The following is an 18,926-nucleotide window of genomic DNA, read 5'->3' as shown; positions in this document are numbered from 1 at the left end:
ATCCGCCCTCCGTCCTTGTCTTGCTTCCTCCAGGACCGCCCGTAGGCGATCCCCCTTGATGCTGTTTTCTGAGTTGTTGATCAGCGCTGCTATTGCCGGCATGTGTGGTCAGTAGGCCTTCATTGCTTCGGCAAGCGGCCGACGTTGCAGGTGCCATGCAGGCAGTAGGGCGATGACGAGGCCGAGCACCCAGATGCTCAGGGCAAGCAGCATTTCCTGCTGGCCGATCGATGGGGTCAGCGCGATGCCGATCTGCTGCTGGATTATGGCGCTGAGGCCCCTCGAGAGGAGGTAGCCGGCTCCCAGCCCAATCGCGACGCCTGCTGTGAAGAGCACCGCGACGAACCCCCAGGCGATAAAGAAGATGTAGAGTTTGGGTGCCCCGATCGCCCGCAGCGTCACGAATTGCGGCAGGAGCAGGCGGAAGAGGATCAGTACGCTGGCCACGATCGAGAGCATCACCAGCGCCTGGGTCACCAGGGCCATGACGGTCATGAGCTGCCGCACGTCGCCCAGCGTCTGGTAGAGCTGGATCAACACCTCGGCCGGGAAGAAGGCCATGGACTCATCGGTGTTGTAGTCCTGCCGGAGCCGGTAGGCGTCCGCCACGGTGCCGGCCTTGAGCACGGCCGCCGGAATGCCTGGCGTTTCTCCTGCAAGATAGGGGCCGCCGATCGGATGGTCGGCATGCTCATGGCCATCATGGTGATGCCCTTCATGCTCGTGGTCATCGGCGGCTACCGTCGCAGCACCGGCCGCGACCTCGTCTTCGTCATGGTCATGCAGCAGGCCATGCGTATCCCAGACGAGTTCCACCGGCACGACGATGGCGCGGTCCCAGGGCGAACCCGTCGGCGCCATGCGGCCGACAATGGTGATCTCCACATCATGCCCTTCGGCATGATCGAGATCGGCGCCCTCATGGGTGCCGTGGCTTGGGCTGAACGTGTCGCCGAGCTTGAGATCGACGGCCGAGCCGATGACGGCCTCGGTCATCTTTTCGAAGACACGGCCTTCCGGCAGCGCGGAATTGGAGAGATGCGTCACCAGCGGCGCAGTCGCACCCACCAGCGGCGCGCGACGATAGCTGTCGCCGAATGCGAGCGGAGAAGCGAAGGCAGCGCGCTCGTCGTTGAGCACTCTGGTTGTCATCTCGGGTGACAGCAGCCGCGAAGAACCGGGCTGCAGGTAGACCGAGGTCAGCAAGGCATCTGTCTTGCTGGCGACCGGGGCCACGACGACGTCGAACTTCTCGGCCGCCTGGGCGCTGCCGCTCCTGAGGGCACGCTCCTGCGAGATAATGGCAACGGACAGCGCCGTGCCGGCCACGATGAGCACGACGAAGGCGAGAACGGTATAGCGATAGCGCTTGAGCGCAGCGAGGACGATCGGCCAGGGGTTCACGACGACACCCCCTCGGCAGCCACCCGCGGCGCAGCCTCGTCCCTGTCGCGCACCAGGCGCCCGTCTTCGATTTCGAACACATGATCGGCCCGACGAGCCACGCGCTCGTCATGGCTGACGCAGATCACTGTCTTCCGCTGACGCGCGAGGTTATGCATTTCCTCGATGATCAATTCGGCATTTGCCTTGTCGACGCTCGCAGTCGGTTCGTCGGCCAGAATGATCTCGGGCTCAAGTAGAAGTGCGCGCGCCATGGCGATGCGCTGCTGCTGCCCACGCGACAATGCCGCCACCGGGCCGGAGCGCGACGGAACCTTGAAATGGGACAGCAGCGCCTCGGCGCGGCTGCGCATGGCCGGCCTGGTCACCATGCTGGTGAACCAGGAAGGCACTAACACATTGGCCAGCGGGCCTAATTCCTCGATGAGACGAAAATCCTGAAAGATGAGGCCACAATTCTGGCGCCGCCACGCGTCGCGCCGGCCCTCATTCAGCTTGCCCAATTCGACGTCACCAACATGAACGTCGCCCGAGCTCGGCTTAAGTATAGCTGCAATGATGTGCAGAAGAGTGGTTTTGCCGGAACCCGACGGCCCAATGATCGTGTAGAAATTACCAGGTTCGAATTGCAGTGATACTGATTGCAGCGCCTGTATCTCCCCTCCCATGGGATCGACAAAGCGCGCAGATATATTCGTAAGCCGTATCATTGAATTTAGGTGCCTCCTCTGCCCACCGTGTCGGTGGGCCACCATTGCAAAAACGCTAGCAATCCATTTCACGCATGGCCAATGCGAATTCTGCATAAGCCTCAGCGATGGGCGGTGCCGGCCAGGATCCTGGGCAGGTCGACTTCCAGGAATTTTCGGTCGATCGGCCCGGGACGGCTCATCAGCAGGTGGCCTTCCGGGTCGACAATGAAAGTGTGTGGCAGGCCAACCAGCCCAAGTCGGTTGGCAACGGTCTTGTTCGGGTCGGCTCCGACCCGCAGATAGGGGTTCCCCAGTTCATCGAGGAATGCCACGGCGCTCTCGGGCAGATCGGCAACGTTCATGCCCAGAACGGTGACGTCCCCCCTGCCCGCTATCTCCACCAGAAGCGGGTGCTCCGCGCGGCAGGGAATGCACCAGCTGGCAAAGGCATTGAGCAGCGTTACCCGGCCCTTGAGCGCAGACTGGTCGAAGCCGGAACCCTCAACTCCCTCGATCGCTTCGAGTGCAAAGCCTGGCAGCGGCGCATCGATCGCCATGACCTGCCGGCTGCCCATGCTGGTGAACCACCACAGACCGAAGACGGCTGCTGCCACGGCCAGGGCCGCAGCAATAGTCTTGATCGGTGCCATCGCCGAAAAACTCTACTGCTCAAGCGGCCCGCGAATGCCCCACGCATTCCGGCCGCTGCCTGACCTCAGGCGCGGTAGAAATCGGCGTCCAGCAGACGGACGCGGCTCACGAAACCGGTGGCTTCATCGACAGCCGGCCCGATATCGAGCGTGCCACGCGTCCAGATCAGCGTACCCGGATTGATCGCTTCCTGCCGCTCGCGCATCACCACGAAAATGATGGTGTCGATCCATGCGTCTTCGCTTTCGCAGAAGGGGCAGGTATCGACCGGCTGGTTCGACAGGATGAAGAAATCCGAATCCACCTTGAGGTGCGGCGCCATGAAGCCCTGGATCTCGACGACCGAACCGGCAAGCTCGTTGGCCGTATCGGAAAAGGCCATGTCCTTGTCGTAGTCATAGAGCATGCCCATGCGGATGCGGGGCGTTTCGGCGCGGCTCGGCGTCGACAGCAGCGGCAGGGCGGAAAGCCCCACAAGGCCGGCACCAAAGGTACGACGTGTAATCATTCTGCAATCTCCCTCTAATTGCGAAAGAGACAGCCTGCGCCGTCTCCTTCAGATGCATTGCCCGCCGGCTTCTGGCCGGCGGGCGGTTTCCCTCAGGTCTTACTCGTTGGCCATGCCGGCATTGGCGAGGACCACGGCGAGCGTGGCACGCATGTTCGGCAGGGTCTTGTCCTTGGCGGTCTCCAGCCATTCGTCGAGCGAGTGGCCACGACCGCCGATGCCGCTATTGGCACCGATCGTGAGCGCCGGGATGCCCAGGCTCATCGGGATGTTGGAGTCGGTCGAGCCGAAGCCTTCGCCCTTGAAGTCACCAACCGTCGCCTGGAAAGCGGCCTTGGTCATCTGGAAGATGTCGGTGTCTTCGGTGGTCTGGCCGGCCGGACGCAGGCCGATCTGCTCGAGCTCGACGGTGATCGGGCCTTCAGCGACCGAGCGGCGCGCGTTTTCATTGGCCACGGCCTGGTCGGCAATGACCTTCATGCGCTCGTGAACCTTGTCCAGCTCGGACGGATCGTTCGAGCGCATGTCGATTTCAGCCGACACCGCGAACGGGATCGAGTTGACCGACGTGCCGCCATCGAGAATGCCCACGCTATGGGTGGTCTTCGGATTGGCCGGAACCTGGATCTGCGAGAAGGTGGTCATGAAGTCGGCCAGGGCATAGGCCGGGTTCACGAGACCGAAGGCACCGAAGCTGTGGCCGCCCGGACCCTTGAAGTGAACGCGGTAACGAACCGAGCCCGTGCCACCAACGGTGGCGCTGCCGGCCGAGCCGCCTTCAACCGAGAAGAAGCCCTTGATCTTGTCCTTGTACTCGCCCTCGTTGAAGAGGTAGCGCACGCCGCGCAGGTCGCCCGGGCCTTCCTCGCCCACGGTACCCACGAAGAGGATGTCGTCCTTGGTCTGGATGCCGGCTTCCTTCATGGCGCGAGCATAGGCCAGGAGGATCGCGGTGCTCATCTTGTCGTCACGCACGCCAGGAGCATGGGCTTCGGTGCCCTTCCACTGGATGTTGACGTCAGTGCCTTCCGGGAACACCGTATCAAGGTGAGCCGAAACGACGAGGAACTTGCCGTCGCCGGCAGTACCCTTCCAAAGGCCGATCGAATTCCCCTCTTCGTCGACCTTGACGTCGGTCAGGCCAGCCGCAGTGAGCAGCTCGGCATAACGCGCAGAAATTTTTTCTTCCATGAACGGACCGGACGGGATTTCGGTCAGCTCTTCGAACTCGGCGAGCAGCTGGTCGTAGGTGTCGTCCATGTGCTTGACGGCAGCTTCGAACTTGGCATTTGCAAGGATCGAGTCCACCGCCTGGGTGTATTGCGCCGGATCAACGGCGGCGGCCGGAGCAGCTTCCTGCGCCAGGACCGAAGTGCTGGCCATCAGCACTGCAGCCAGGGCGGCCGTCGACAGGAATTTTTTGCTCATGAAATTCAATGTTTCTCTCCCTTATTCACCGGCCTCGGAATTAGGCCGGGCTTGAGTGGGAAGACGATAACAAGGTCAATTTTGAGCGACCAATGCAAACATTGCATCGGTCAGTCCGACTTTCGGTTCATGCCGCGCCAGGTACAATTTCATGCAAATACGTTCCTCCCTCGCAGATCTCGACTGATAAACTGTTCCAGATCTGCGCTTGACGATAGAAAGAAGTATCGGCCCTGTGCGCGCGTCATGGTGTCGCGCAGAGTGGATTGCCAGCGCGAGAAAACCTCGCGATAGCGGGCAACGATGGTGGGATTGAGCGACATATCAATCGCTTCGCCGGACTCGGCATCGCGAAGCGTCACCGGCCCGCCCCCCAGTGCAGACGGGTCGATTTCCTGGGGAGAGGCCATGTGAATGGCAATCATGTCATGCCGCCCCTCGGTGAGCAGCTTGAGCTCCCGCTCGACCCCTTCGTCCATGAAGTCGCTGATGAGGATGACCAGCGCCGCCTGCGTCAACACGCCGCGCGCCTGCCGAAGCGCGGTAGAAAAACTGGTCTTCCCGCCAATACGACGCCCGCCGACCCAATCGAAAAGCATATCCGCTCGGCTCTGGCCCTGGAGGCGCGGCGACCAATCGACCGCGGCGTTTCCGGTCACGCCGATTCGAACCTGGTCACCCGAGGCCAACGCAACGAAACCAAGCACCTGCGCCAGCATTGCCGCGGTCTCGAACTTGCCGGGCTTGCCCTGCTGCATCGACGCCGACCCATCCAGGATCACATAGACCGGCAATTGCCTGTCGACGAAATATTCCCGCACAAACGGCTCACCCAATCGCGCCATGAGCCGCGGATCGAGATTGCGGACGTCGTCACCCTCTCGATAGGGCCGATGCGAAGCGAATTCCATTCCCGCGCCCTTGGCACTCGACTGCCGATCCCCCACGCCCACCGAGGCTTTCGCTTGGTGCAGGCGGTAACGGGCAACGACGAGCTTTTCGAGCAGGCGCGAATCCGGTTTCACGAAGCGGCCTTCACACTGTGTTCGAAGAGCTTGGAGATCAGGCCCTCGAGCGAAACGCCTTCGGCGCTGCCCTCGAAATTGAGCTGTACGCGGTGCCGCAGCGCCGGCATCAGCACGGCGCGAATATCCTCGATCGCTACATTGTAGCGACCCGCCAGCAAGGCATGCGCCTTGGCAGCCATCACCAGGGCCTGCGCACCGCGCGGGCTGAGCCCGAAGCGCACGAAACGCTGCACGTCCTTGCTCGCTTCTTTCGCGCCGGGCTGGGTGGCAAGGGCGAATAGCGCCACCGCGTTGCGGACATGCTCGGCAATCGGCACGGTGCGGACGAGCGCCTGGATCGAGAGTATTTCCTCAGGCGTCAGGATGCGCCTGGCAACGGGCTGCTCGGCGCCGGTCGTGGCGTGGAGGATGGAGGCCAGCGTCTCCGCGCTCGGATAACCGACATCGATGCGGAACATGAACCGGTCGATCTGCGCCTCCGGCAGGGAATAGGTGCCTTCCATCTCGATGGGGTTCTGCGTCGCCAGCACGCAGAAAGGCTGCGGCAGCTTCATGCTGGTGCCGGCGGCACTCACCGTCCTCTCCTGCATGGCTTCGAGCAGGGCCGATTGCGTTCGCGGGGTCGCGCGGTTGATTTCGTCGGCCAGCAGGAGCTGGGTGAAAATCGGCCCCGGCTGGAACTTGAGCACATCGTGGCCTGCCCCGTCGGGCGTAAGCACAAGTGAGCCGGTGATGTCGGCCGGCATCAGGTCGGGGGTGAATTGCACGCGCGAAAAGCTCAATCCGGTCACGTCTGCCAGCGTCTTGACCAGCAGGGTCTTGCCGGCGCCCGGCGGCCCCTCCAGCAGCACATGGCCGCCAGCGATGAGGCCGATCAGCAATTGCTCGACGATCTCGTGCTGCCCGAGAACCACCCGGCCGATTTCCGACCGTGCATCGCGCAGCGATTTCAGAAGCGTATCCAAGGCCTCTCGGTCCATGCGCGGCTCTCCTCGTCCATCGGCGGGCTTGAGTGTGGAAATGACTGTCATGGCGTTATCCTGTTGGCTGGACCCGGGCCGGACGGCCAAAGCGGTTGAAAATGTCGGTGTAGCGGAGCGCCAGCTCCGCGAGGAAAATCAGCAAAACCAGACCGAGCCAGACGAGCCCGAACGGCACCATCGCCCAACGCCCCGCATCGGGCAGTTGCAGATCGCTCCGGCTCGCGAGCACCCGACCTCCGGTCGCGGCAACGAGTTCCGGCAGATCGCCCTTTGACCGTGACCAGTCGAGACGAGCCGGATAGGCGAGATAGAGCCCAGTCTCGGCACTGCCATCGGCGAGCGCGAAGCGGTATTCGCCAGGAAGGCGAGGAACGAACGAGCCTGCAAGAGAACCGTCGCTGGACGCCTTGAGAGCGACCGGCTCGCGGCTGCCGTCAGGACCGACGGCTTCCAGCGCGCTACCGCCGACGTTAGTGACGCGTAGCTGCACGATATCTCCCTCCCGCTCGGCGATGATGCGCGGGTCAGTACTTTCGTTCCCGGGAAGGAATGCGCGCAGCGCCTGGCTGAAGAGCCTCGGATAGTCCTCGCTCGCCTGCCACGACCGCGTCCAATCGCCGGCGGCGTCCGTGGTCATGGCCAGCACCTGCCCATTGCCGTAGCGCCACGATGCGAGGAGCGGCACTGGCTCGCCGAACTGATCCTCGACCATGGCATGCATCGTCGCCTCGGGCTTGGCGGTGGCGAGTACGAACCCTTCGATCGCGGGAAACGCCTCGCCCATGCCCGCGAGGAACTGCGCCTCGCGGTCCACCCAGTACGGCTGCGCACTGTGTGTCTCCGTCGGATCGCCCGCCAGCAACATCGCTTCCTGCGAGAGGATGGATGGCAAGGCGGCAAAGTCGGTTGTGGCGTGGAACAGGCCGCCGCCATCGCGCGCCAGCGTCTCGATGAGTTCGATCTCGGAATCCTCGCCGATGGCCACGGAGGAAACCGTGATGCCCTCGCCGCGAATGCTCGCCATCAATCCGGAATAGTCCGCAGGCTGGCTCTGACCGTCGGTCATCACCACGATGTGGCGCGCCGAGGCATCGACGCCACGCAATTGTGCAAAGCCGGTCGAAAGCCCGCGATAAAGCGCAGTGCCGCCGCCAAGGCTCACCTGATTGACCGACCGCTCGATGAATTCCTTGTTGGTGACACTGGTGAGCGGTACGGTCAGCCGCGCTGCGGAATCGAACGTCACCACCGATACTTCGCTCTCGGGATTGAGCAGATCGATGGCTGCCAGCGTTGCCTGCTTGGCGATATCGAGGCGGGTCACCGGCCCCACCGCCTGCTTCATGCTACTCGACCGATCGAGCACGAAGACGATGGCCACGCCTGGTTTGTCACGCGGAATGCGGCTCGATATGGGCGAAAGCGCATCGAGCGGCGTTTCGAGATATCCACCCGGGCCGAAGCTGTTGGCTCCGCCCAGGATCATGAGTCCGCGGCCGTGCTCGGCCACGGCGCTACGGATCAGCTCCTGCCGCGCGATCGGCAGATCGATAGCCGGCAGGTTCATGAGCACGATGCCGGAATAGCTCAGCCAGCCGTCGATCGTCTCGGGGGCGTTCGCGGCGGCGATGACATCGACATCGAACCCCTGCCCTTCGAGCATCGCCGCAAAAGCGGAGCCCCGACCGCTTTGTCCCGAGACCACCGCGATCCGACCGGGTAGGATCGCATCAACAACAGCACCGTCGTCGTTGTTGGCAGACCGTACATCGCCCGGCACGTCTACCGACATCCGATAGGCCTGCGCGCCTGGCGCAATCGCCGACACCGGTATGGCGAACCGATTGCTGCCCGGGGCGAGTTGGACCGTCTCGCGCCAAACCTCGCCCTCTGCATCGCTGACTGCGACGTCGGCATTAATCGCCTGGTCGGAGCGGACGATCGCCGAGAGCTCGAAACGATCGCCGGCAAATACCTGCTCTGGAGCCAACAAGTGCGCGACGGCATCGGGAGCAAGTGCAGGTTCCATTGGCAGCATGTCGACGGGAACAGAGCGGGTCGCCAATTCCGGCCCGAGCATCGCTAAATTCCCCGACCCCTGCTCGCCGACAATGACGCGCCCCGGGCGATCCGGCGGCAGCATCGCCACGGCCATCCTGATCGCGTCGGCGCCCGCCCCTGCAAAAGCGCCGCTGTCGCGCGGCACCAGTCGCGGCACGTCGCCGACGAAGACCGTCTCCGCCCCGGCGACCGGCTCGTCAGATGGACCGACCATTGCGACAACTGCCTGGTCGTTCCGATAGATCCAGAACGGCAGGTTGAACCAGGCCAAAATCGCCAGCGCGAGCGCCACGGCGCGCAACGTGATTACCTTGCGATGCCTGCGAGCAACGGCACCATCCGCCAGCGCCCTACGAGAGAGAAAGCCTTCCGATCCTCGTCCGGCGACCACGGCCTCGATGAGAAGCACCACCACAGCGCCGCCCACCAGCCAGCGCCACAACGCGAATGGGCGCTCCGGCATCTCACCGATCGCGGCTTCGCCAACAGCCAGCATGCTCTCGTCACTCATCAACGGATGCACGGCAATACTGGCCGTACGACCATTCCGCTCGATCTCGTAGACACCCGCCCGCGGGGGAGTGAATGCGCTTACCAGCACCGCCGGGGCAGCCTCGTCGCCACGAAGACGCACACTGCCGCCAACAAGCTTCGCGTCGACAGGACATACCGAGCCGACAATGCAGGGCTTGGCCACAACCTGGCCCGGCAGCGGCCCAAGCATCTGCATGAGGCTTACTCCGAAGACCGCGAAACTCGGCTGCTCAGGCCAGTCGCTCTCCGCAGGATCGAAAGCGAGACGAATGTCATACCCATCTTCCACCCGCCCGACGGACAGAAGCGACGCGTCATCGGCTTGAACCAGTACGTCTCCGTTCCCCGGAGCGGCCAGTTCGTACGCTGCATTCACATGCAGGTTCGTCCAACCCACCGACTTGGCAAGCACATGCTCCAGGTCCCACCCGGTCGGACGAGCATCCGCAAGCACGGCCGGCAGCGGCTCGCCCTTCAGACGCCCAAGGCCAACCCAGAGCGTATTGGTACGCGGCACGCGGTCGACCTCGACGCCATCGACAACTATGAGATCATAGTCGTCGGCATCTGCAGGCAACGTCTCTGCCTCGCTGACAGTCACACCATCGATCGCTTCAGAAAGGCGCGCGATGGGTTGCTCGGGTACGCCGATATGCAGCACGCGGCGCGTGGCGGGCTCGGTGCCGATGACGAAATCGACGCGATCGTCGAACGCCGCGCCATCGGCATCAAGCCGCGCAGTCAGCACGCCTGCACCTGGCATTTGGAGAGGCCGCGAAAAGGGGACCACTCCCCCGCCGGCGATCTCGAAGCGATCAAGCACCTTGGGCTCGCCGGCGCCGGCCGGGGTGAACTCGATCGTTATCCCCGTTCCACGCATTTCGGGAGTAAAGCGCACCTCCCCCGAAAGCGACCAAGCTTGATCGTCGCCCAGGGGCTGCGTCAGCCGCGCCGAAATGGCGGCGTTGTCTGCTGTGTTGCCTACCGCGACGGTCGCGAGACGCAGCTTATCGTCCTCGGCCAGAAAATCAGCGGGCGGCACATCCGAGATGACAACGACCTGCGTCACTTCATCATCGCGACGTAGCGCATCGACCAGCCTGGCTGCACTCGCCCAATCGGCCCCCGCCTCTTCTGGCTCGACGCGCGCCAGAGCCTTATCAAAGAGACCCGGCAACATTGCCTGTCGCGCCAGTTCCGGTCGCGCGGCTGCTCCGGCGACGATCAGAGAATACCGCGCGCCGGCGCCTTCGCCACCTGCATGCTCCCTGATCAACGCATCGGCTACGTCGCGGCGTGTCCTGCCTCCATCCTGCGCCTGCATGCTAGCGGAGTTGTCGAGGACGTAGATCCAATGCGCGACATTGCGGTTTGCGCCCCAGAACGGTTGCGCCAGCGCAAGCACGATGAGCAGCAGCGCGAGCAATTGCAGCAACAACGGCACGCTCGGCCGCGGCCATTGCAGCACCGCGCGCGCACCGCTTGTGGCCGCCTCCACCTGCTTCCAGAGCATCAGGCCCGGTACGACAAGCGCACGCCGCCGTCGCACATGCATGATTGCGATCAGCACGCCGAGCACCAACAGACCCAGCATCAATGGCGCGAGAAGGATCACGGCGCCACCTGCTCATCGCGGTTGAAATATCGAGCAACGGCACCAGCAGCCGCATCAGGGATCGCCTGACGCTCCACCGGCATCGCATCGAGTCGCGGCCATTGCCGCTGCACGACCGCATCGTCCACATCAGTGTGCCGAGCCTCCGTGGTGGCGCTCGTCCGCACGCGCGAAGCGTCGTTGGTTTTCTCGGCGGTCAGGGTCTGCGTTTCGGAAAACCCGCCCTGCGGACCCGGCGCCTGGTCGGCCGCCACGGCCTCCGGCCCATCACCGGTACCGGCCATATTACTTTCACCCTCGCCGGCACCGGTCGCGGTCCCCTTGGTAGGCGGCTGCGCGGAGGTATTGGCAAAGCCCTCCTCGTCGCCCTCGAGAGCGTCACTGTTCTTTTGCCCGTCGGGAGGCTTGATACCCAGACCCTCGCCCTCCTTGCCGCCGCCGGGCAACGAGGATGGTTTGACATCGAGTGAGGGATCGGGCGGCTCCGGATTCTCCGCACCTGCCGTTTGCCCGGGCATACCGCCGCCCTGCCCGGAATAGGCTGCGGGCCCTTGGCTGCTACCGCTCTGTGCCTGCCTCTTGAAGGCATCCATGCGGTCGGCCAGCCCGGTATTGTCGCCCTCGAACGGCGGCCAGTGGTGCACCGGGTTTCCGGCAAAGCGGCGCCCGGCCCGATCGAGCAAGGCCACCATTTCCTCGGCCGCCTGCTTGCTCTGGGGCTCCTGCTTCATCTTCTCGGCGAGCGCCTCCATCGAATTGGCGACGCTCTCAAGCTCCTGGTCGTCCTTGACCTCCGCTTCGGCTGCGAGCAATTTGGCGACTTTCTCGACGTCGGCAATGGCTGGCATTGCCAGTTCTCCGGTACCGGTCGCCTCGGTTCGCTCGCCTGCGAAGGTGAATGCGGCAACCGCGAACACCATGGCCATCACGGGTGCAGCCAGCGCCGCGCGCATTCTGGTATCGAACCAAGGCGTCACCCGCTCCGGCGATACCGTCTTCGCCACCGCGCCAGCATCCTCCAGCAGCGCTTCCGCTACCGGACCTGCTTCGTGGCCCATCACTTCGAGCGCACTGGCCAGCCTTTCGGAAAGTGCCAGCTTCCGGTCGGCGGCTATGGCAAGAAGAATTGGCGCCGGCACGCGAAACCATACGAGCACCGCCAGACCCGCAAAGCTCACCGCCGCTACACCGAGCGCTATCCAGGCCGCCATCGGCTGGTCGGCCCACCACATCAAAACATACGCGAAAACACCCAGACCGAGCGCATAAAGCCCAGCCTCGACCAACCTCGTCACGCGCCAGCGGCGGGCAAGGCGATCGATCAGGGATGCTATGCTGCTATCGGCCGGATGTAGCGGCGTTATCATGGCCGCGCCTGCAGCAGGCGTAGTGCGCAAAGTCTTGGTCTTCACCAGCATAGCTCAAAGAATGGCCCGGCAATCCGGCAATCACGGACCATCGGATGGTCGGCAAGGCGACGATCCAAGCAAGCGCACCCTTATGCGGGTATAGTTCTTAAGTCTAATACGGCGCCGCCCGGCTAGAGCCCGAGTTTGTCGAACGTCGCGTCGACTTCATCGCGCACGTCCTCCGGGTCGCGATCCGAGGCCCAGGCCGCCTCGATCCCCTTGCGCACCTCCGGATTCAGCGCCTCCCAGCGCGAAGTCCACTCGTTCTGCTTGTCGACCCAGTAGCCCACCAGCTCATACCGCAGCACGGGCATCTTGAGTTCCTGCCGCACATATTTGCGGATGGCGCGCACCACCTTCTGCTCGGCGGCCGCCCAGACATAGCCGGGGCCATCCGGCAGCGGCACGCGACGCACCGCCTCTTCCAGCTTGCTCGGCGCGTGCCCGTTTCCGCCATGGAGCCAGGTAACGGTAACATGCGACCCAAATACCAGCGCCTGCTCATGCGACGGCTCGGTCACCTCGATGAAGACTCTTGTCGGCACAGACCGGGGCATCTCTTCGACGATACGTGCCAACGCCGGAAGGCCGGCGGCATCGGCCACCATAAGCTGCCAGGAGGTATCGTCTGGCGGCATGTAGAGGGCGCGGGGGTTGTTGATGGTGATGCTGTCGCCCGGCTTTGCGCGCACCGCCCAATCGCTGGCCATGCCCCCATCATGCACGACGAAGTCGATAGCGATTTCTCCCCTCTCGCGATCGATCCGCCGCACCGTATATGTCGAGCAGCGTACCTTGGATGGGCCTTCCGGATAGGTCCATCGTCCGCGCTCGTCGATGATCGGCAACGCAAGTTCGTCGGTCGCGGGATCAGGGAAAAAGAGCCGCAGATATTCGTCGCCGATACCGGTGGAGCGGAAATGCCTGAGCCCCTCGCCGCCGAAGATGAGCCGCACCATGCCCGGACTCAGCATTTCGCGGCGGATCACCGTAGCCAGGTGGAAGCCGCTGCTCACGTAGGCCACCCGCGACCGAAGCACACCGCCGCGATCATCGTGCCGCTGGCAAACCGGCCAGGCTCCATCGATCCATCCTCTTGTTACGGACGGCGCCATAACAATCCGGATAATTCAGATCAACTTAAAACGACCTAGGAATGACTCTAGAAAACAGCGCTGGTCACTGCGCCGGCTGCACGCCCTGCACCCGCTGCCGCCAGCCAAGCGCGAGGATGGCGAGCGCCGCAACGGCAAGCCAGGGCAGCAGGATCATGTTGAGGTTCTGCCAGCCCAGCGTGTTCTGCAGCATGCCGGCGCTCAGCGAGGCGGCAAGCCCGACCAGGAACACTGTCAGGTCGTTCGTGGCCTGGGCCTTCCCCTTCTCGGCGCTGGTATAGGTGCGCGTCAGCAGGTTCGTGCCGCCGATATAGAGGAAGTTCCAGCCGATCCCCAGCAGCACCAGCGCGCCCATGAACGAGTGAATGGCTGTACCTGTCAGGCTGAGCAGCACATGCCCCGCCAGCAACAGCACGCCGATGAACATGATGCGCAGCACGCCGAAACGCGCGATCAACGAGCCAGTCACGAACGACGGCAGGAACATGCCGAGCACGTGCAGTTGGATGACTGTGGCCGTGTCGGCAAGATCATAATGGTGATGCGCCATCGCAAGCGGCGTCGCCGTCATCGCCAGCGTCATCACGCCATAGCCGGTCACAGCGCCGAACAGCGCAACGAGGTAAGCGGGCTGGCGCACGATCTGCCCGAGGCCGCGCGCCGACGCCTTGTCGGCGCTGGTCGCCGCCGTGTTGGGCACTCGCACCCTCGCCAGTACGCCCAGGGCAACAAGCGATACCAAAGCAAGAATGAGGAACGAAGCCGTATAGGTTGGCTGCAATAGCCCGCCGCCGAAGCGCGCCAGCGCAGGACCCGCGAGCGCCGCCACCACGCCGCCGGCGAGAACCAGCGAAATGGCTCGCGAGCGGAAAGCATCGTTCGCGACTTCGGATGCGGCGAAGCGGTAGAATTGTGCAAAGGCCTGGTAGCTGCCGACGAGGAACGTCCCCAGGCAAAGCAGTAGCAATGAACCGGTGAAGACACCCGCCGCACCGATAAGGCCGCCGGCGATACCCAGCGCTGCCCCCAGCAGGAAGCCCGCCTGGCGCCCGACCCGAGCCATCCACATCGAAGCGGGTGCGGTAGCCACCGCCGTGCCGAGGAACATGGTGGCGATGGGCGCCGTAGCCCAATCCGGCGATGGCGCCAGTACCGCCCCGGCCAGCCCGCCAATGGTCATCACCAGCACGGACGCCGTCTGGAACAGCGCCTGTGCGGTAGCCAGCAGGAAAACCTGGCGGTGCATGGTCGAAGCCACGGGAGAGGTAGACATGCGCAAACCGCCTGATTCAAACAATCAATAATGTTCTTGAATGTTTGAACTGCGCCCGAATGTCAACCCGAGCCGGTAATCGCTATTCGACCTTTTCGAGCACCTTCTCCAGATTCCCGAGGAAGGCGCGCCAGCCTGCCTTGGCGCCATGGAATGCCTGGCTCTGATCCGGTCGGAAGCCGGATTGCTCCATGCGCAGGCTGGTCCCTTTAGGCGTCGGCGTAAGCGTGAAGGTCACCACGCTTTCAAGGCCCAGGGCGTCCCAGCTATAGGACAGCGACATGTTGGCCTCGACCTCCAGTACCTTGCAATCGATGCTGCCCCATTCCGTGCGGAAGCTGAAGCGATGGTCGAGCGCCAGCGAGAAATCGCTCTTCATCAGCCATTCCTCGATGAGATGTGGCTGGGTGAGCGCCCGCCAAATCTTCTCGGCGGGGAATGGCAGATCGCGTTCGACGACTACGGTGCGGATTTCATCCGTCATTGGCGGCTCAAGCGCTCTTTTTCTTCGGTTTGGTCTTGGTGCTGTTGAGCGCCGCCGCAGCCTTAATCAATACCATGAACGCGGCCTCATCGATCGGCTCGCCTTCCTTGAAATCAATGGCACGACGGACATTGCCTTCGAGGCTCGAGTTGAAGAGCCCGGCAGGGTCATCGAGCGAGGCGCCCTTGGGGAAGGTGGTCTTCACTGCGTTCTTGTAGGTTTCGCCGGTGCAGATGATGCCGGCATGCGACCACACCGGAATGTCCCATTTCCATTCCTCGACGACTTCGGGATCGGCCTGCCTGATGAGCGCCCGGATCTTGGCAAGCGTCTCGCCCCGCCAATCCTTCATCCCCTCGATTTTCGCGTCGATCAGTTGCGAAGCGGGAACTTCGCTATCGGTATCTGGTGTCATCGGTCTCTCTCTAGTTCTCTACATACGCTCGCCGGGCAGCGCGCTGGCCTGCTTCACCCAGGACGAAAACTGCGCTTCGTCGATGTCGTCGTCTTCATGGATATCGAGATAACGCACGTCCTTCTGTTTCGACGTTCCCGGCGGCAGCGGATCGAGCGAAGCACCGCGAAAGAAAGCTACTTTCACGTATCGATCGAAGCAGTGATAGCTCATGAACCAGCCGTGATCCTTGACGCCGTAGAAGGGCGAATTCCATTTCACCGCCTTGTGGACACCCGGCACGGCCTTCTCGATCAACGCATCGACCCGCCGGCCCACATCGCTTTTCCAGCCCGGCATGGCGTCGATGTAAGCCTGAACCGGCGCATCGCCCTCACCCTTGGCAATCTGCGGATTGCCACCAGAGAGCAGCACCACTTTCTCGGTCTTTGTATCCTTCCCAGTCATGCTCTCCTCCTATCCGCCGACGCGGCGCGCGCGCCACCGGGCGGCATAGGGAAGCGCGAACATATAGAGGCCGGTGACTATTAGCAGGATCAGCGGCACCAGCGTGCCGAGCCCGATCCACATCGCGATATCGCCCCGGCCCATCACGATGAGATTGAGCACCACCGCTGCGGTGAAGGTCACCGAAAGCCAGCGGTGGAACTGTCGTATCCCCTTGCTCGAAATCACTTGCGTCTCCCCGCAATAGTCATTGGTCCATTCTTTTGAGCAGGTTTTCGAGATCGTCGAACCGGCTCTCCCAAAACCCCGTCATCTCGCTCGTCCAGTCGACCAGCGGACTCAGGGCGCTCAATTGGGCGCTGTAATGCGTCTGCCTACCCTCATGGCGGTCGCGTACGAGGCCGGCCTGCTTGAGCACGCCCAGATGCTTGGACACCGTCGGCTGCGATACGCCTGCCCAGGTCGTCAGCGCGCCGACGGTCTGCTCCCCGTCACGGCACAGACGCTCGAAGAGTGCCCGTCGCGTCGGGTCCGCCAGGGACCTGAACAGCAGGTCTTGAGCTTCAGGCATCGGAATCCATACCCCGTTGGCTATGGATTAATTCATAGCCGACCAGCTATGAATGTCAAGACCGGGAGACATCACCCGCCTTTCCAGCCTTTCGCGCACAAAATTACTTTTCCTCATACATCACATTGGAAAATATTTTCGCCGCTGCTGTCAGACAGGGGCAACATTTGCAGCGTCCCGAAGACCTGGAGCAGCCGTGTTTCGTTTTTGCCTGAGCCTAGTCGGCGTCCTCGTCCTGCTGCTCCTCGATACCCAGATCGCTTTCGCCGCCGGTTACGAATACCTCGAGCACACCCCGCCCCTGATGGAGCGGTTGACGCCCGAAGTCGTAGCGGCGGTCTTTCCCGACATCGACCATGTCGAACTGATGCAGGACGGTGGCCCTCCGGCCGCGGCCGCCTATCGGGGCGATGAAGTGGTCGGCTACATCTTCTCGACCCTCGATGTTGTCGCGGCCCACGGCTATTCCGGCATCCTCTTCGACGTCATCGCCGGCGTCGATCTCGAAGGCCATGTCACCGGCTCGACCATCCTCTTCCATCGCGAACCGCTGATCGTGGGTGACGAGCACCTCACCGCGCTCATGCAGAAGTTCATGACCCACACACCGGGCATGACGGCAAAAACCGGCGCATCCGACGGCCCCAAGGCCGAGCTCATCGCCGGCGCCACGACTTCGGGCCGAGCCTTCCGCAACGCCATTCGCGACAGCGCCCGCATCGTCCTCAGCTTCCGCGAAGGCCGTCCGGTCGTGACCGAGCCCACGCTCAACATCGACGACTTCAAGGACCTGACGCCCGAGCAGTTGCTGGCCGATGGCTCCATCGCCTCTATCGATATCACCAATGCCGATCTCACTCGCGTGGTCGAAGCAGCAGGCGCCAATGTCTCGAGCCTCGAAGTTGCCCCCAAGGGCGGCCCGTCCGATGTCTACCTCGAACTGCGCGCCGGCCTCGCCACGCCAGCCATGATCGGCCGCAACGCCGCGGGTCGCGGCAACCACGACCGTATCTTCTCGGACTTCCCGACCGGCACCAACGCCATCTTCCTGGCCTCGAACGGCCCCTACGATTTCCTCGGCTACAAGTTCCAGAACAAATCGAGCGGCTATCGACTGGAGCGCCTGCATATCCGCCAGGGCGATCATGTCTACGACTTCGACAAGTCCCATTTCATGCGGGCCGGCATCGCCATGGGCAGGGTCAGCGGCCTGGTGCTTCTGCCGCCCGAGACCGGCTTCGATCCGCTCGCGCCCTGGACCGCCGAAGTGCAGGTTTCCGCCAAGGATGCCGCCGGCAACCCGATCCAGGTCGCGCTGCCCGCGCTCGAATACAAGCTGCCCGCCGAGCACATCCTGATGCCCGAGGCCGATCCGCCGCCGGCATGGCTCGAAGCCTGGACCGCCTCGCTGCCGCAGATCATCATCCTGAGCGTCGCCCTGCTCTGCCTCACCGGCATCCTTGCCTTCCAGGCCCAGCTCACCCGCAGGCGCCGCCTCCATCTCTGGGTTCGCCGCGGTTTCCTGCTCTTCACGCTCGTCTGGCTCGGCTGGACGGTCGGTGCGCAACTTTCGATCGTTCACATCATCAACTACCTCAAGGCCCCCTTCCAGGACCTCGATATCGGCTTCTACCTGGCCGAGCCGCTGATCGTGATCATCTCTGTCTATGTCGCCCTGTCGCTCCTCCTCCTCGGACGCGGCGTGTTTTGCGGCTGGCTCTGCCCCTTTGGCGCTCTGCAGGAACTGCTGGCGCAACTCGCCCGCGCCCTGCGACTGCCGCAATGGAACCCGTCCTGGAAGCTCCAGAAGAAGCTCTGGTGGGGCAAGTACGTTTCGCTGTTCGTCGTGGTGACGCTCGCGTTCGTCGCGCCGACGGCTGGCTCCGTTGCCGCCGATATCGAGCCGTTCAAGACCGCCATCTCGACCCACTTCGCCCGCGCACTGCCCTATGTGCTCTACGCCGTCGTGCTGCTCTCGATCGGGCTCTTCACCGAACGCGCCTTCTGCCGGTTCCTTTGCCCGCTCGGCGGCGCACTGGCGCTGCTCGATCGCCTGCATCTCCTGAACCTCCTCAAGCGGCGGCCGGAATGCGGCAGCCCGTGCCACCTCTGCGAGCGTTCCTGCCCGGTCCGTGCTATCGCGCCCTCAGGCAAGATCGACATGGCCGAATGTTTCCAGTGCCTCGATTGCCAGGTCGAATATTACGACGACCACCGCTGCCCGCCGCTGGCCCGCGAGCGCAAGGTCCGCGCCCGTCAGAACTTCGTGCTCACCCGCTCGGCGGGCGCCGCCCCGGTGAGGAGCTGA

Annotated in this window: 17 protein-coding genes; 1 reads left to right on the top strand and 16 read right to left on the bottom strand. The window is 63.4% G+C overall.

Going from position 1 to position 18,926, the window contains the following annotated elements; genetic code table 11:
• Positions 1-108: 108 nt before the first annotated feature.
• The 16 genes from JNE37_RS12920 to JNE37_RS12845 form a co-directional block, all read right to left on the bottom strand.
• Positions 109-1,404: an FtsX-like permease family protein gene (locus tag JNE37_RS12920; RefSeq protein ID WP_203063167.1), complete on the bottom strand. Its 1,296-nt coding sequence runs from the start codon at positions 1,402-1,404 to the stop codon at positions 109-111.
• Positions 1,401-2,114, bottom strand: a complete 714-nt coding sequence (locus JNE37_RS12915) for an ABC transporter ATP-binding protein (RefSeq protein ID WP_203063165.1) — start codon at positions 2,112-2,114, stop codon at positions 1,401-1,403. Before JNE37_RS12915 ends, JNE37_RS12920 begins: the two co-directional genes overlap by 4 nt.
• Before the next feature lie 101 nt (positions 2,115-2,215).
• On the bottom strand, positions 2,216-2,746 hold the full coding sequence (locus JNE37_RS12910) for a redoxin family protein (RefSeq protein ID WP_203063163.1): 531 nt from the start codon (positions 2,744-2,746) through the stop codon (positions 2,216-2,218).
• Between the two features lie 65 nt (positions 2,747-2,811).
• Complete coding sequence (locus JNE37_RS12905) at positions 2,812-3,255, bottom strand: hypothetical protein (RefSeq protein WP_035034562.1); 444 nt, start codon at positions 3,253-3,255, stop codon at positions 2,812-2,814.
• Between the two features lie 99 nt (positions 3,256-3,354).
• Complete coding sequence (locus tag JNE37_RS12900) at positions 3,355-4,683, bottom strand: M20/M25/M40 family metallo-hydrolase (protein ID WP_203063161.1); 1,329 nt, start codon at positions 4,681-4,683, stop codon at positions 3,355-3,357.
• Positions 4,684-4,832: 149 nt separating this feature from the next.
• A complete protein-coding gene (locus JNE37_RS12895; protein WP_203063159.1) occupies positions 4,833-5,708 on the bottom strand; it encodes a DUF58 domain-containing protein in 876 nt (291 codons plus the stop codon).
• The gene (locus JNE37_RS12890; protein WP_246513245.1) at positions 5,705-6,742 is read right to left on the bottom strand and encodes an AAA family ATPase; all 1,038 of its coding nucleotides are present in this window, start codon (positions 6,740-6,742) and stop codon (positions 5,705-5,707) included. The genes JNE37_RS12895 and JNE37_RS12890 overlap by 4 nt, the downstream gene beginning before the upstream one ends.
• Before the next feature lie 4 nt (positions 6,743-6,746).
• The gene (locus JNE37_RS12885) at positions 6,747-10,904 is read right to left on the bottom strand and encodes a VWA domain-containing protein (RefSeq protein ID WP_203063157.1); all 4,158 of its coding nucleotides are present in this window, start codon (positions 10,902-10,904) and stop codon (positions 6,747-6,749) included.
• The gene (locus JNE37_RS12880) at positions 10,901-12,316 is read right to left on the bottom strand and encodes a hypothetical protein (RefSeq protein WP_203063156.1); all 1,416 of its coding nucleotides are present in this window, start codon (positions 12,314-12,316) and stop codon (positions 10,901-10,903) included. Before JNE37_RS12880 ends, JNE37_RS12885 begins: the two co-directional genes overlap by 4 nt.
• Positions 12,317-12,444: 128 nt before the next feature.
• Positions 12,445-13,329: a siderophore-interacting protein gene (locus tag JNE37_RS12875; RefSeq protein ID WP_203063154.1), complete on the bottom strand. Its 885-nt coding sequence runs from the start codon at positions 13,327-13,329 to the stop codon at positions 12,445-12,447.
• 163 nt (positions 13,330-13,492) lie between these two features.
• Positions 13,493-14,701, bottom strand: coding sequence for an MFS transporter (locus JNE37_RS12870; protein WP_246513243.1), 1,209 nt, complete (start codon positions 14,699-14,701; stop codon positions 13,493-13,495).
• Positions 14,702-14,783: 82 nt separating this feature from the next.
• A complete protein-coding gene (locus tag JNE37_RS12865; RefSeq protein ID WP_203063152.1) occupies positions 14,784-15,185 on the bottom strand; it encodes an SRPBCC family protein in 402 nt (133 codons plus the stop codon).
• A 7-nt stretch (positions 15,186-15,192) separates the two neighbouring features.
• On the bottom strand, positions 15,193-15,600 hold the full coding sequence (locus JNE37_RS12860; protein WP_203063151.1) for a DUF1801 domain-containing protein: 408 nt from the start codon (positions 15,598-15,600) through the stop codon (positions 15,193-15,195).
• Positions 15,601-15,618: 18 nt separating this feature from the next.
• Complete coding sequence (locus tag JNE37_RS12855; protein WP_203063150.1) at positions 15,619-16,047, bottom strand: DUF1801 domain-containing protein; 429 nt, start codon at positions 16,045-16,047, stop codon at positions 15,619-15,621.
• Positions 16,048-16,056: 9 nt separating this feature from the next.
• Positions 16,057-16,275 (bottom strand): hypothetical protein, encoded by a 219-nt coding sequence (locus JNE37_RS12850; protein WP_203063149.1) that lies wholly within the window; start codon positions 16,273-16,275, stop codon positions 16,057-16,059.
• 19 nt (positions 16,276-16,294) lie between these two features.
• The gene (locus tag JNE37_RS12845; protein ID WP_035034583.1) at positions 16,295-16,618 is read right to left on the bottom strand and encodes an ArsR/SmtB family transcription factor; all 324 of its coding nucleotides are present in this window, start codon (positions 16,616-16,618) and stop codon (positions 16,295-16,297) included.
• Between the two features lie 196 nt (positions 16,619-16,814).
• On the opposite strand from JNE37_RS12845, the gene JNE37_RS12840 reads away from it, so the two are divergent.
• Positions 16,815-18,926 carry a 4Fe-4S binding protein gene (locus JNE37_RS12840; protein WP_203063148.1) on the top strand — a complete coding sequence of 704 codons (2,112 nt, stop codon included), beginning with the start codon at positions 16,815-16,817 and terminating at the stop codon, positions 18,924-18,926.

Origin of the sequence: Paradevosia shaoguanensis (assembly GCF_016801025.1) — a bacterium.
Classification (GTDB): Bacteria; Pseudomonadota; Alphaproteobacteria; order Rhizobiales; family Devosiaceae; genus Paradevosia; species Paradevosia shaoguanensis.
The sequence above is the reverse complement of the archived record's forward strand: the minus strand, read 5'-3'. Positions and strand labels throughout refer to the sequence as shown.

Bases quoted from the DNA above. Each gene is read 5' to 3' on its own strand.
- JNE37_RS12915 (WP_203063165.1), bottom strand. From the start codon at position 2,114: ATGATACGGCTTACGAATATATCTGCGCGCTTTGTCGATCCCATGGGA.
- JNE37_RS12910 (WP_203063163.1), bottom strand. From the start codon at position 2,746: ATGGCACCGATCAAGACTATTGCTGCGGCCCTGGCCGTGGCAGCAGCC.
- JNE37_RS12905 (WP_035034562.1), bottom strand. From the start codon at position 3,255: ATGATTACACGTCGTACCTTTGGTGCCGGCCTTGTGGGGCTTTCCGCC.
- JNE37_RS12900 (WP_203063161.1), bottom strand. From the start codon at position 4,683: ATGAGCAAAAAATTCCTGTCGACGGCCGCCCTGGCTGCAGTGCTGATG.
- JNE37_RS12890 (WP_246513245.1), bottom strand. From the start codon at position 6,742: ATGACAGTCATTTCCACACTCAAGCCCGCCGATGGACGAGGAGAGCCG.
- JNE37_RS12870 (WP_246513243.1), bottom strand. From the start codon at position 14,701: ATGTCTACCTCTCCCGTGGCTTCGACCATGCACCGCCAGGTTTTCCTG.
- JNE37_RS12865 (WP_203063152.1), bottom strand. From the start codon at position 15,185: ATGACGGATGAAATCCGCACCGTAGTCGTCGAACGCGATCTGCCATTC.
- JNE37_RS12860 (WP_203063151.1), bottom strand. From the start codon at position 15,600: ATGACACCAGATACCGATAGCGAAGTTCCCGCTTCGCAACTGATCGAC.
- JNE37_RS12855 (WP_203063150.1), bottom strand. From the start codon at position 16,047: ATGACTGGGAAGGATACAAAGACCGAGAAAGTGGTGCTGCTCTCTGGT.
- JNE37_RS12845 (WP_035034583.1), bottom strand. From the start codon at position 16,618: ATGCCTGAAGCTCAAGACCTGCTGTTCAGGTCCCTGGCGGACCCGACG.